Origin of the sequence: Pseudomonas sp. TH32, from assembly GCF_016650855.1 — a bacterium.
Classification (GTDB): Bacteria; Pseudomonadota; Gammaproteobacteria; order Pseudomonadales; family Pseudomonadaceae; genus Aquipseudomonas.
The window spans coordinates 3,267,080-3,280,678 of sequence record NZ_JAEKFA010000002.1; the positions used below are offsets into that span (position 1 = coordinate 3,267,080).

A 13,599-nucleotide genomic window follows, 5' to 3' on the forward strand; every position below is an offset into this window, starting at 1 on the left:
ACCGGAGCGCAGGTTTTGGGGCCGCTTCGCAGCCCAGCGCGGGGCAAGCCCGCTCACCACAAAAGCCCACTCACCACAGAAGCCCGCTCAACACAGAAGCCCACTCACCACAAATGCCCGCTCTCACATTTAAATGTGCCCGCTTGAGATTCTCTTACCCTGTTTGGCCCCAACCATCTTCGCCTGCCCATCCCGCTGCTTGCCCGTACGCGCCTCGCTGATCAACCCCGGAATCAACTTGCCCTCCGGCAGATTCTTCCAGAACCGGCTCGGCAAATGCCCTTCCATCACCTTAGGGTTCAGCCGCGCCGGGTTAAAGATATGGCTGTAATACGTCAGCCACATCGCACTGTGCGGGTCCTCGACATTCTGCGCCAACTGCTGCCACTCCACCGGGCAGTGCCGCTGATGTATCAACTGTTCCCCATCGTAATAAACCCCATCCAGGGGCGTCGCGATCATCCAGCGATGGCGCCCCATGCGCCCGACAAAATGCTGGCTGGCCACCTTCAGGATATCGTGGGCCGGCTCGTGCCAGGCCACATACTCCGGCAACTCCGGCCCAGCCTCTGCCGGCAACGCGATAAACCGCACAAACGCATGCAGGTGATGGGCCTCGCGCTGCACCTGCTTGATCCGGCGCTGCAACTCGCTGCCCAGCTTGTCTCCCGACATCATCGCCGTGCGGTCCCCATGGCTGACGCGCCATAACACCTCATACAGCAGGCTCCAGCGCTGTTCACCGTGGTAACACGCGGCAGACTCCAGCAGCTCCAGCAGCGCTTTGGGGATCCGCGCCTGGAACGGCCCGCACTCGGCCGGGTACTGCTCGTCAGTGGCAAACAGGTCCGCCACCTCGGCCACGCCCCAACTCACATGGCTTGGGTCAATCTGATGGCTGAGCAGCCAGCGCGCCTGCTCGCGCCAGGTGCTGAACAGGTTGTCGCACTCCAGGCTGATCATCCCCACAGCCCCATTTGCTGCGGCTGCGGACGGTCGCGCAGTTGTTCGCGCAGCAACACGCTGGTGCTTTCCGCCTGCTGCGGGTGGTAGTCGCTGGTGATGAAAAACGGCTTGGCCTTGGCCAGCACGCAACGCATACGCGCCAGGTCTTCGAAGCGGATCTTGCGCTGGCGGCGCAGGTCCACCAGCCGCTGGGTGGTGCGCAGGCCAATCCCGGGAATGCGCGCAATCAGTGTCGGCTCGGCACGATTCAAATCCAGCGGGAACACCTCGCGGTGCTCCAGGGCCCAGGCCAGTTTCGGGTCGATGTCCAGGGCCAGGTCCCCCGGCCCTTCAAACAGTTCATTGGCGCTGAACCCGTAGCTGCGCAACAGGAAATCCGCCTGGTACAAGCGGTGCTCGCGCATCAGGGGCGGCGCGGCCAGGGGTACGCTTTTGGGGCTGTTGGGAATCGGGCTGAACGCTGAGTAATACACCCGGCGCAACTTGAAGTTGCCGTACAACGCCTCGGCGCTGTGGAGGATGGTGCTGTCGTCGGTGTCATCGGCGCCGACGATCATCTGCGTGCTCTGCCCCGCCGGCGCGAAACGTGGTGCACGGGGTTCGTTGAGCACGGTCTGTTCACCGGTGTAGATGGTTTGCATGGCCTGCTTGATCGAGAAAATCTGCTTCTCGGGCGCCAGGGTCTGCAGGCTCTGGTCGGTCGGCAACTCGATGTTCACGCTGAGGCGATCGGCATAGCGCCCCGCCTCGGCAATCAGCGCCGGGTCGGCTTCGGGAATGGTCTTGAGGTGGATATAGCCGCGAAAGTCATGCTCTTCGCGCAGGAGCTTGGCGACCCGCACCAACTGCTCCATGGTGTAGTCGGCCGAACGGATGATGCCGGAGCTGAGAAACAGGCCGCTGACGCAGTTGCGCCGGTAGAAGTCGAGGGTCAGGGTCACCACCTCCTCCGGGCTGAAGCGTGCACGGGGCACGTCGCTGGAACGGCGGTTGACGCAGTATTGGCAGTCGTAGAGGCAGAAGTTGGTCAGCAATACCTTGAGCAGGGACACGCAGCGACCGTCGGGCGTATAGCTGTGGCAGATGCCCATGCCATCGGTGGAACCCAGCCCCGCCTTGCCTTCCGAGCTGCGCTTGGGCGCGCCGCTGCTGGCGCAGGAGGCGTCGTACTTGGCGGCGTCGGCGAGGATGCTGAGTTTTTCGATCAACTGCATGGGGCTTCTACCGATACTGGTTTTTTGTACAGTATCAGCAGCAAGCCCCAGGGTTCAAGTGCAGCCTGTCAGCTGGCGGTGGCCAGCAGCAGGTCCTGCACCGAACGCCCCTTGCCGCGGCTACGGTCGTGCTCGTACAGCGACGCGGCAATCTCGTCGGCACGGATCGGCAGGATCGACAGCAACGTATCGCTCAAGCCATGGCTGGCCTGGCTGAAACCCTGCATGTAGATGCCGGCCTTGCAGCGCTCGTCGGTGACGATGCGGTAGTCGCGGCTGACTTCGAAGTCGCCCATGTAGTCCGCCAACGGTGCCAGCAACTGGCGATGCATCTGGCGTTCATACCCGGTGGCCAGCACCACGGCGTCGTAGTGGTTGAGGCTGGTTTCGCCGGTGGCGTTGTTGCGCAATGCCAACTCGACGCCCAGCGGCCCGGCCGTGGCTTTTTCCACGGTGGTCAGGGTGCGGAACGCATGACGAGCAATGCCGGAGACTTTCTGGCGGTAGAAGATCCCGTAGATGCGCTCGATCAGGTCCAGGTCCACCACCGAATAGTTGGTGTTGTGGTACTCGTTGACCAGCCGCTCACGCTCACTGCCGTTCTGCTGGAACACCAGGTCGGTGAATTCCGGCGAGAACACTTCGTTGACGAACGGGCTGTCGTCCGCAGGCTTGAGGGCCGAGCCGCGCAGGATCATGTCGACCTGCACCGACGGGAAGCTGTCGTTCAGATCAATGAAGGCCTCAGCCGCACTCTGGCCACCGCCGATGATCGCGATGCGCATCGGCTTGCCGTCCACACATGGCTGCTTGGCCATGCGCTCCAGGTACTGGGAATGATGGAACACCCGCCCGTCCTCCTTGAGCCCCTTGAAAGACTCGGGAATACGCGGCGTGCCACCGGCGCTGACCACCACCGAACGGGTGGTGCGCACGTGTTGCTCACCCTGGCCATCCCGGGAAATCACCCGCAGCGCCTCGACCTGCTGCTGATGCAGGATCGGCTCAATGGCCAGCACTTCCTCACCATAACGGCTCTGCGCCTGGAACTGCCCGGAGACCCAGCGCAGGTAGTCGTTGTACTCCATGCGGCACGGATAAAAGGTGCCCAGGTTGATGAAATCCACCAGGCGGCCATGGGCTTTCAGGTAATTGACGAACGAATACGGGCTGGTGGGGTTGCGCAGGGTCACCAGGTCCTTGAGGAAGGAAATCTGCAATTCGCTCTGGGTCACCAGAGTGTTGCCATGCCAGCGGTAGTCGGCCTGCTTGTCGAGAAACAGCACGTCCAGCTTGCCCTGGGCTTTCTCGCGTTCCTGCAGGGCGATGGCCAGCGCCAGGTTCGAGGGGCCGAAACCGATACCGATCAGGTCGTGAACGGCGGGCGATGCAATTGCCTGTGTCATTCCAGTGTCCTCTGGATAAGCCCTCTGCTACAGGAGGGAAAGCCTGGTTAACCTGGCGGGCACACGGGTCAATTACACACGTGTAATCCCGGCACAGGTCGTCTGTTGAATAAGAACGAGGACAATGAAAAGAAATTTAACTGGCTGCCAGGTTGCCGGTCAGTTTGCGTCCCACTCACGCATGCGAAGCCGGCAATGTTTCATGGCATTGACGATGTATTTCTCCACCATGCCTTTGGAAATACCCAGGCGGTCGGCGATCTGCGGATGGGACATGCCCTCAAGCTTGCGCAAGTAAAAGCTCTCGCGGCAGACAGGAGACAGCTCATCCAGAGCCTGGCGCACCAGGTCCAGGCGCTGCTTGTGGTCAATGTCGGCCTGGGGGGGCGGGCTGAAAAAACGCTCATCGCCTTCCAGCACGTCTAAAGATTCCATCTGACGCAGCGCCGTGTAGCGCTTGCCGTCAATCACCAGGTTCATCGCGGTGCGGTAGAGAAAGGCACGGGGCTGCTCGATCGGCGTTTCGCTGGAACGCTCCAGCACCCGCAAATAAGCATCGTGCACCACATCTTCGGCCTGCTGCGGGTTGCCCAGCCTGGCACGGAGAAAATACACCAGCTCCCGATAGTAGCTTTCCAACAGGCTTCTCCACCGTGGATCAGACGGCACGTCTCTGACAAATCGATGTACCAAGGAGTTGGTCGCACGATGATGGCAGTTTGAAGCGCGTAATTTATAATAATTCTCATGTAGAGTTAAAGCGCTGGTTACATATTGCCCACGAAACAACTTGTAATCTATCCCTGCCCAGCCACCGAAAACCGTCTTAAATTCCCCTTCCGCCTCCTCGTTTACAGGACAGCCCCCGTGCCGACAGACCGCTGCCCGCGCCCCAACTGCGTGCACCAGCGGACCGAATTCCCTTGGCTGGAACCCTGCATGAAACGTCCCCGAGTTAACCGATACGCCTGGCTGGCAGCGATGTGCCTGGTCCCTATGATTGCCCTGGCCACCTGGCAGGTTCTACCCGCAGGGCGCGACAAGCTGTCCACTGTCCAGGTCACTCGAGGCGACATTGAAAGCAGCGTGACCGCGCTGGGCACCCTGCAACCACGGCGCTACGTCGACGTGGGCGCCCAGGCGTCCGGGCAAATCCGCAAGATCCATGTCGAAGCCGGCGACCAGGTCCAGGAAGGCCAACTGCTGGTGGAAATCGATCCCGCCACACAAAAGGCCAAGCTCGACGCCAGCCGTTTTGCCATCGAAAACCTCAAGGCCCAGTTGCAGGAGCAGCGCGCCCAGCACGACCTGGCGCAGCAGAAATACAAGCGCCAGCAAAACCTCACGGCCGCCGGCGCCACGCGCGAGGAAGATGTACAAACCGCCCAGGCCGAGTGGCGCGCCACCCAGGCCCGGGTCGAGATGTTCCAGGCGCAGATCCGCCAGGCCCAGGCCAGCCTGCGCAGCGACGAAGCGGAGCTTGGCTACACGCGCATCTATGCGCCGATGTCCGGGACGGTGGTGGCAGTCGACGCCCGGGTCGGCCAGACCCTCAACGCACAGCAACAGACCCCCCTGATCATGCGCATCGCCAAGCTGTCACCGATGACCGTTTGGGCGGAGGTCTCGGAAGCCGATATCGGCCACGTCAAACCGGGCATGAGCGCCTACTTCACCACCTTGAGCGGCGGCGGCCGGCGCTGGGCCAGCACCGTGCGGCAGATCCTGCCGATCCCGCCCAAGCCGCTGAACGAAACCAGCCAGGGCGGCGGCAGCCCCGCCAGTTCCAGCAAGAGCGGCAGTGGGCGAGTGGTGCTCTATACCGTGCTATTGGATGTCGACAACACCGACCACGCCTTGATGGCAGAGATGACCACCCAGGTGTTTTTCGTCGCCAACTCGGCGAAGAACGTACTCACTGCACCGATCTCCGCGTTGCAGGGCGGCAGTGCCCCGGACCAGCAACTGGCGCGGGTAGTGGCCGCCAACGGCAGCATCAAGACTCACGAGGTGCGCACCGGCATCAGTGACCGGAGGCGGGTCCAGGTGCTGGAAGGGCTCAAGGAAGGCGACCACCTGCTGACCGGCCCGTCCGACGGCAGTGGTGGTTGAATGCCCACCCCACTGATCGAGCTGCGGGACATCCGCAAATCCTACGGCGGCCATGACACCCCGCAGGTCGATGTGCTGCGCGGCATCGACCTGTCGATCCATGCCGGCGAATTCGTCGCCATCGTCGGCACCTCGGGCTCCGGCAAATCCACCCTGATGAACATCCTCGGTTGCCTCGACCGCCCGACCCGGGGCGACTACCTGTTCGCCGGGGAAAATGTTGCACAACTGGGCAGCGACGAGTTGGCCTGGCTGCGCCGCGAAGCCTTTGGTTTTGTGTTTCAGGGTTACCACCTCATTGCGTCCGGCTCGGCCCAGGAAAACGTCGAGATGCCCGCCATCTACGCCGGCCTGCCCGCCGGCGAACGCCATGCCCGCGCCGCAGCGCTGCTGGATCGGCTGGGCCTGGCCAGCCGCACCGGCAACCGCCCCCACCAATTGTCCGGCGGCCAGCAGCAACGAGTGTCGATTGCCCGCGCGCTGATGAATGGCGGCCATATCATCCTTGCCGACGAACCCACCGGCGCCCTCGACAGCCACAGCGGCGCCGAAGTGATGGCACTGCTCGACGAGCTGGCGAGCCAGGGCCACGTGGTCATTCTGATCACTCACGATCGGGAAGTGGCCGCGCGGGCCAAGCGCATCATTGAGATCCGCGACGGCCAGATCGTCAGCGACTCGGGCCCGGACAACGCCCCGGCGCAGGCCGTGGAGGGTACGTTGCAGGCCGTAGATTTGCGCCAGCGCCTGGCCGATGGCAGCGAACACACCGGCGCCTGGAAGGGTGAGCTTGTGGATGCGGTGCACGCGGCCTGGCGCGTGATGTGGATCAACCGCTTTCGCACGGCCCTTACGCTGCTGGGCATCGTCATCGGCGTGGCTTCGGTGGTGGTGATGCTGGCCGTCGGCGAAGGCAGCAAGCGCCAGGTAATGGCGCAGATGGGCGCATTCGGCTCCAACATCATCTACCTGAGCGGCCACACCCCCAACCCGCGTACACCGCCGGGCATCATCACGCTGGATGACGTCGCCGCCCTGGGAGACCTGCCACAAGTGCAACGCATCATGCCGGTCAACGGTGCCCAGGCGACCGTGCGTTTCGGCAATGTCGACCATGCCGCCTACGTCGGCGGCAACGACACCCACTTCCCGGCCATTTTCAACTGGCCGGTGGTCGAAGGTGACTACTTCACCGACGCCGACGAGCACAGCGCCGCTGCGGTGGCAGTGATCGGCCAGAAAGTGCGTGACACCCTGTTCAAGGACCTCGCCAATCCCATCGGCCAATACATCCTGATCGAAAACGTGCCTTTCCAGGTGGTCGGCGTATTGGCTGGCAAAGGTGCGAGCTCCGGCGACCAGGACAGTGACGACCGGATTGCCGTGCCCTACTCCGCCGCCAGCATCCGCCTGTTCGGCAGCTACAACCCGGAATACGTGGTGATTGCCGCCGCCGATGCGCGCAAGGTCAAGGAGACCGAACAGGCCATCGACCAGTTGATGCTGCGCCTGCACGGTGGCAAACGCGATTATGAACTGACCAACAACGCCGCCATGATCCAGGCCGAGGCCCGCACCCAGAACACCCTGTCGCTGATGCTCGGTGCCATAGCCGCCATTTCATTGCTGGTGGGCGGCATCGGCGTGATGAACATCATGCTGATGACCGTGCGCGAACGCACCCGCGAGATCGGCATCCGCATGGCCACCGGTGCCCGCCAACGGGACATCCTGCGCCAGTTTCTGACCGAGGCCGTGATGCTCTCGGTGGTGGGCGGCCTGGCTGGAATTGCCCTGGCATTGATCATCGGCGGCGTGCTGATCCTCAGTGACATTGCGGTGGCCTTCTCCCTGATGGCCGGGCTCGGCGCCTTTGGTTGCGCCTTGGTCACCGGTGTCCTCTTCGGCTTCATGCCGGCTCGCAAGGCGGCCAGGCTGGACCCGGTCACCGCCCTTACCAGTGAATGATCGCCCTATGAACGTGCAATTGACCGTGATCGCCGCCAGCCTGTTGCTCGCAGCCTGCAACAACCTGGTGCCCAACGTGGAGAGCGGCCTGGCGCCGCCCTCCTCCTGGCAGTCACCGAATACCGAAGGTGCGCGGCAAGACAATCAACGTTGGTGGACACAGTTCGCCAGCCCCGAGCTTGATCAGTTGATCGCCCAGGCCCAGGCCGGAAGCCATGACCTGGCTGCGGCAATGGCCAGGGTTCGCCAGGCCCAGGCCAGCGCAGTGATCGCCGGCGCGCCGTTGCTGCCGGCGCTGACCGGCGGCTCGAACGCCAGCCGCCAGAAATTGCTGCGCGGCAAAGGCTACAGCCAGTTGGACGCCGACAGCGACAACAAGGCGGTGGACTACTTCGACGCCAGCCTCACCGCCAGCTATGAAATCGATTTCTGGGGCGGCCGCCGCGCCGCCCGCGATAGCGCCCTCGAAGGGCTGCGCGCCAGCGAGTTCGATCGGGCCACCGTCGAACTGACCCTGCTGAGCAGCGTCGCCAACAGCTACACCCAAGCCCTGTCCCTGCGCGAGCAAGGGCGCATCGCCGAACTGAACCTGGCCAATGCGCAAAACGTGCTGGACCTGGTGCAGAGCCGCTACAACGCGGGCTCCGCCACCGCCCTGGAGCTGGCCCAACAGAAAAGCCTGGTGGCGGCCCAGCAGCGCCAATTGCCACAGGTGCAGCAACAGGCCCGCGACGCGATGATCACCCTGGCGGCCCTGCTGGGAGAGCCGGTGCAAAACCTCACATTGGGCCAACAGTCGTTCGATGCACTGCACTGGCCGCAGATTACAGCCGGTGTGCCCAGCGACCTGCTGCGGCGCCGGCCGGACATTGCCAGCGCCGAAGCCCGCCTTGCTGCGGCCAAGGCTGACGTGGTCGTCGCCCGCGCCGCGATGTTACCCACCGTGACCTTGGGGGCCAGCCTCGGCTCGGGCGCCAGCACCGCCTCGGACATCCTGCGCAGCCCGTTCTATAACCTGACGGCCGGGCTTACCGCGCCGATCTTCAACAACGGCCAACTGAGCGCCGAACGCGACCGCACCACCGCCCGCCAGGATGAACTGCTGCAAACCTACCGCAGCGCGATCATCAATGGTTTTGCCGATGTCGAAAAAGCCTTGAACACTCTGCATGGCCTGGACCAGCAACGGAGGTGGCAGGGCCAGGAACTGAGCGAGGCGCAAACGGCCTTCCGGATTGCCCAAAGCCGCTATCAGGCCGGCGCCGAGGACTTGCTGACGGTACTGGAAACCCAGCGCACGCTGTACGCGGCCCAGGACCTCAATGTGCAACTGCGACTGGCGCGGGTGCAGGCCAGTATCGCGTTGTACAAGGCACTGGGGGGCAGTTGGCAGGCGCCGACCGTCGCGGATATGCGCTGAAACCGGCGTCATAAAAAAACCGCCTTCACGGCGGTTTTTTGTTGCGTGGAGGGCGCAAGCTCAACTGCCGGCGCCCGGTGTATCACCGACTCAGAAGGTCCACTTGGCGTTGACCACTGCGTTGCGGGGCTCGCCGTAGGAGCCCGAGTTAAACGTGCCCATGCCGTCGTAGTATTTCTGATCGAACAGGTTGTTAACGTTCAGGCCCACGCTCAGGTGTTCGTCCACCTGGTATTTGGCCAGCAGGCCAACCACGGCGTATGGATCCTGCGTTGCCTTGTAATAAGGGCCTGAGTAGTTGATTTGCGAAGAGGCGTACATCTCGCTTTGCCAGGTAACGTTGCCGCCGACGGTCAACTTGTTCCATTCACCCGGCAGGCGGTACGTAGTGCCGAACTTGAACAGGTTGATCGGCTGGTTGGTCTGGACCCGAGCGCCGTCCTTGTCATGGGACTCACGATAGGTATAGCCACCAAACACATTCCAGCCGCTGGCAACTTCGCCAGAGATTTCCGTCTCGACACCACGGGTATTGGTACCGCTGATGGCCTTGTACACGGCCCGGCCCGAAGAGTCCTGGCCAGACTGCGCCGGCGTGTTCTTCTGCTCGATATCGAATACCGCGATGCTCGCGTTCAGCGCGCCGTTGAAGAACTCACCTTTGAGGCCAATCTCGTAGTTGTCACCTTCAAGAGGAGCGAGTGAGCCACCGGACTCTGTCTTGTAGAACGTCTGCGGCAAGAAGATGCTGGTGTAGCTGGCGTACACCGAGTATGTGTCATTCAGCTCATAGACGATACCCGCGTATGGCGTAACCACCCCGGTTTTTTTGGTCTTGTCAGTGGCTTTGGTGTCGTTGAGGTAGTTGCTGACTTCGTCTTCCTGGTTCCACCAGCTGAGCCGGGTACCCAGAATGATCGTCAACGGATCAAACGGTTTCAGACGCAGGGCGCCGTAAATGCCGGTCTGCTGCAAGGTCGTGACGGTGCCGCCATCCTTGTAGTACTGACGACGTGGGTACTCGCGACCGTCCCAGTTGAAAATATCCGCCGAACCATAGTCACCATCGTCTTGGTGGCTTGCGTAGTTGGGGAAGTTCAGGTGAGTGCGCGACGTACTGGCCCCCACCACCAATTCATGTTCGCGGCCACCCAGTTGGAACGGACCGGAGGCATAGGCGTCGAGCGTGTCCTGGGTCTGGTAGCTGTCCAGGCGATAGATAAATACCCCTGTGCCTTGCCCAGTCACCGGATCAGGGTAACCACCACTGGCTGATGCGCCCTGACCTTTACGGTAAGAGTATTGATGGCTGTAGGCGGTCTTCAGGCTCCAGTCATTGTCCAGCTTGTGGTCAAGCATGGTGGTGAAGTTGTAGCTGGTATTGTCCATGTAACTCGAGCGCGAGGCTGGGTTGAATGAACGGGAGAGATTGGTTTGCGTACCGTTGCTGTAGAACAAAGGGATATGCCCGTAGCTGCTGCCATTGGCATCATTATTCTGGTAATCGAGGCTCGTTCGCAGCGTAGTGCTGTCGTTCAAGTCGATATCCAACGCGCCGTACATCACCCGCTTTTCCTGGCTGTACCAGTCGATGAACGAGTTCTGCTTCTGGTAGGCCGCGACGAACCGCCCACGTACATTGCCTGTCTCGGTCAGGGGGCCGGAGACATCGACTTCGGAACGGTAGCGGTCCCACGCGCCGGCTTCCCCGGAAACGTAAGCCTGGAAGTCCTTGGTCGGACGCTTGCGCACCAGGTTGATAGTGGCCGATGGAGTCCCCGCACCACTCATCAGGCCAGTAGCGCCTCGTACCACCTCGACCCGGTCATAGATGGCCATGTCCGAGATTGCACCCACGTACTGCTGGGACTCGTTGGCCACTTGCGACGGAATGCCGTCGTACTGGAAATTCTGGATCTCGAAGCCACGGGAGTAGAAAGAATAACGTTCACTGTCGCGATGATTCGCGCTGATACCCGGCGTAAAGGTCAGCACCTCGTTGAGCGTTGAAAGGTGTTGGTCGTCCATCAGTTGCCGGGTAATCACACTCACCGACTGCGGAGTTTCACGCAACGACAACGGCAGCTTGGTTGCAGTGCTGGTGGCTCCCGTGGTGTAGGAGCCGGTGTTTTCGGTGGTAGCCCCCAGCCCTTCGGCACTGATATTGGTCGCCCCCAACGTCAATGCCGAACCACTGGCAGGCGGCATCACAATATAGCTGCCGTTGGCTTCTCGACTGGCCTGCAGGCCACTGCCCGACAACAGCCGGAACAGGCCTTCATCCACGCTGAACTGCCCCCTCAACCCTTGGGTGGTGCGCTGGCTGGCCAGGGCCGGGTCGTAGGAAATCGACACGCCTGCCGCCGAGCCGAACTTCATCAAGGCCTCCGACAACTTGCCGGCCGGAATCGCGAACGCAACCTTGCCCGCCTCGCTCTGGGCGAATGCTGCGCCCGGCGCCAATGCGCCAGCGGCCGGCACGGCCAGTGCAGCACCCAGCATCATCAGGCGAACGGTCTGCGGCAGTTTCTTCAACGCGTAATGCTTGGGTGTGGACAACCAAAGGGGATAAGGCATCGACAGCAATCCTTGAACGATGAGGTGTGTGATTGGCAGGAAGTGATGGCGTCTTTCAGCGCCTCTGGTTAATAAGACGGCCCACTAATGAAAACCATACTCATTTACGAAAATCTTTTTTCGACTCTCCATCGACGCGTGAAAGCCCCACCATCAGCCGGGTTTCGGCGTGACCGAAAGGTGCCGTGCATACCAGGGTCGTCGCGGCACACGCCGCCACAGATCGGTCAGTGTGTCCTCCTCGCCAAACGTGATACGCAGTGCCAGCTTCATGGTTTCCGGGTCCATCTCCACCGACTTGCCGACCGCCAGGCCTGGCGTGGTGCTGCAGCCATGGGTCGTCGGGCCCAGCCACGGGTCGCTGACCTCGACCCAGCGCCCGGGCGCAAACCAGGGCACGTTATTGACGGTCAGGCGCGTCAGCTCGCCGGGATGGAAACGCTCATGGGCGCGAAACCAGTCCTCCAGCCGATCATCAATCCAGCCATGGAAATGCCAGAACACCGGGTTCACGTGGGAGGAGAACGGGTCGCCGAGAAAGTCGTTTTCCGGCCGGTACCAGCGCGCCGCGAAATCCGCCGGATCGCGCGCCATGGGCACGGCCGCACCGTTGGAAGGGTCGCGGGGCACCGAGGCCCAGCGCATGTGCAGCCAGTCATGCAGGCCCAATTCGATTTCCGAGCCGAACTGGCCCAGGGTCAACCTGGCCAGGTAAGCCGGGTTGCGGTAGCGCGATTCCCAGACTTCAAAATTGCCATGGTAGGTTTCGGCGCTTTTTATATCGCCCACCCACTGCGAGTACTCATCATCGCCTTCTGCCAGCCAGGCAGGTGGTAAAGCGAAACCGTCATGGTTGTCGAAGTACCGCGCAAAGCCCTGGCGGTCGCGCTCCAACTCCGGCTGCGGCAGGGGGAAACGCGGCCATGACGGCAAATCCTGCATCAACCGGGCCGTGCCGAGCATGTGCCGGTGCATGAAGAAGAAGTCCACCCCCGAACCATTGCGATCCTTGCGCGGGCCACGGGCGTCGCGCTCCTGGTCACGCGGCCCGGGCTGCCAGCCGATGCCGCGCAAGGCGTCGCGTTTTTTTTCCGACAGTTTGTGCCAACGGTCACGGGATGCGTGCCATAGCTGATGAAACAATCGGTGCTCCGGGGCGATCAGCCAGGCCAACAGCGTCGGATTCAGCCCGATACGTTCACGCGCCTCAGGGAACACCCGCTTCACCGCAACAAAACGCGCGTCGAGTTGCGGCAGACCCAGGGGACGACTCAGATCCCACACCCGTCCACTCAAGGTGCCACTGCCCGCGTTGCCATGTTCGGCCCAGACCTCATCCAGCACCGCTTCGCACTCATATGCCGGAGCACCGTCAAGGGATTCGCGACTTACCAGACGCCAGGTCAGATGCCGGGGGTCCGCCTCCGCCAGATCACCCTGCACCTGATAGCGCGGTTCGCCCGGCCCGCGCAGAACCTGCGATGTATCCACGCAACCCCGCAGGCCACGCCCACGCGGGGCAATGTCGAGGAACATTTCCAGGCCGTTGACCGGCAATCCCGCCAACGCGGCATCGCGCCCCTGCAGGCGAATGTCCCAGACACCCCGCAACTTGTCGGCCAGGTGCTGGCCGCTGGCATCCGCCAACTCCACGGTCGCCTCGCCGGGAGTTTCCGGCTCCTTGTCCCGCTCCCATTCACGGTGGGCGTACCACGCCGCAGGCACCGCCGCCCCCGTCAGGGCCAGGCCCGCCACAAACCCTCGTCGAGAAATCGTCATTGCCCTACCTGTGTCAGCCATGGAGCAGGCCGTATCCAAGCTAGAACGTTGGGTTGCCGGACAAATTTAGGCCCTGCGGCGGTACTCGCTAAATTTCTACGCGCTGCGCTCGTTCTTCCCAGATAGCCAAGGCCACTGCGCCCGACCTCGACGGCAA

At 62.4% G+C, this 13,599-nt stretch carries 9 protein-coding genes; 3 read left to right on the forward strand and 6 right to left on the reverse strand.

The features are described from left to right. Positions 1-129: 129 nt before the first annotated feature. The 4 genes from JFV30_RS18590 to JFV30_RS18605 all read right to left on the reverse strand — a co-directional run bounded on the left by JFV30_RS18590 (position 130) and on the right by JFV30_RS18605 (position 4,228). A complete protein-coding gene (locus JFV30_RS18590) occupies positions 130-963 on the reverse strand; it encodes a TIGR03915 family putative DNA repair protein (RefSeq protein WP_201124862.1) in 834 nt (277 codons plus the stop codon). Next, the gene (locus tag JFV30_RS18595) at positions 960-2,180 is read right to left on the reverse strand and encodes a putative DNA modification/repair radical SAM protein (RefSeq protein WP_201124863.1); all 1,221 of its coding nucleotides are present in this window, start codon (positions 2,178-2,180) and stop codon (positions 960-962) included. The genes JFV30_RS18590 and JFV30_RS18595 overlap by 4 nt, the downstream gene beginning before the upstream one ends. A gap of 68 nt (positions 2,181-2,248) precedes the next feature. Further along, positions 2,249-3,586 (reverse strand): lysine N(6)-hydroxylase/L-ornithine N(5)-oxygenase family protein, encoded by a 1,338-nt coding sequence (locus JFV30_RS18600; protein WP_201124864.1) that lies wholly within the window; start codon positions 3,584-3,586, stop codon positions 2,249-2,251. A gap of 159 nt (positions 3,587-3,745) precedes the next feature. Continuing rightward, the gene (locus tag JFV30_RS18605) at positions 3,746-4,228 is read right to left on the reverse strand and encodes a sigma-70 family RNA polymerase sigma factor (protein WP_029615754.1); all 483 of its coding nucleotides are present in this window, start codon (positions 4,226-4,228) and stop codon (positions 3,746-3,748) included. 297 nt (positions 4,229-4,525) lie between these two features. Here JFV30_RS18605 and JFV30_RS18610 point away from each other — a divergent pair, with 297 nt between their 5' ends. Genes JFV30_RS18610 through JFV30_RS18620 form a run of 3 tightly spaced genes read left to right on the forward strand, consistent with a single transcriptional unit; the run spans position 4,526 to position 9,086 of the window. Next, positions 4,526-5,698, forward strand: a complete 1,173-nt coding sequence (locus JFV30_RS18610) for an efflux RND transporter periplasmic adaptor subunit (RefSeq protein WP_201124865.1) — start codon at positions 4,526-4,528, stop codon at positions 5,696-5,698. Then, complete coding sequence (locus JFV30_RS18615) at positions 5,699-7,666, forward strand: MacB family efflux pump subunit (RefSeq protein WP_010166724.1); 1,968 nt, start codon at positions 5,699-5,701, stop codon at positions 7,664-7,666. It begins immediately after the preceding gene. Positions 7,667-7,673: 7 nt separating this feature from the next. Beyond that, positions 7,674-9,086 carry an efflux transporter outer membrane subunit gene (locus JFV30_RS18620; RefSeq protein ID WP_201124866.1) on the forward strand — a complete coding sequence of 471 codons (1,413 nt, stop codon included), beginning with the start codon at positions 7,674-7,676 and terminating at the stop codon, positions 9,084-9,086. 90 nt (positions 9,087-9,176) lie between these two features. On the opposite strand, the gene JFV30_RS18625 is transcribed toward JFV30_RS18620, so the two are convergent. Both JFV30_RS18625 and pvdP read right to left on the reverse strand, forming a co-directional pair. Then, the gene (locus tag JFV30_RS18625; protein ID WP_201124867.1) at positions 9,177-11,663 is read right to left on the reverse strand and encodes a TonB-dependent siderophore receptor; all 2,487 of its coding nucleotides are present in this window, start codon (positions 11,661-11,663) and stop codon (positions 9,177-9,179) included. A gap of 153 nt (positions 11,664-11,816) precedes the next feature. Further along, entirely contained in the window at positions 11,817-13,442 is a 1,626-nt protein-coding gene (pvdP, locus tag JFV30_RS18630; protein WP_201124868.1) for a pyoverdine maturation tyrosinase PvdP, read from the reverse strand. Between the last annotated feature and the right edge of the window lie 157 nt (positions 13,443-13,599).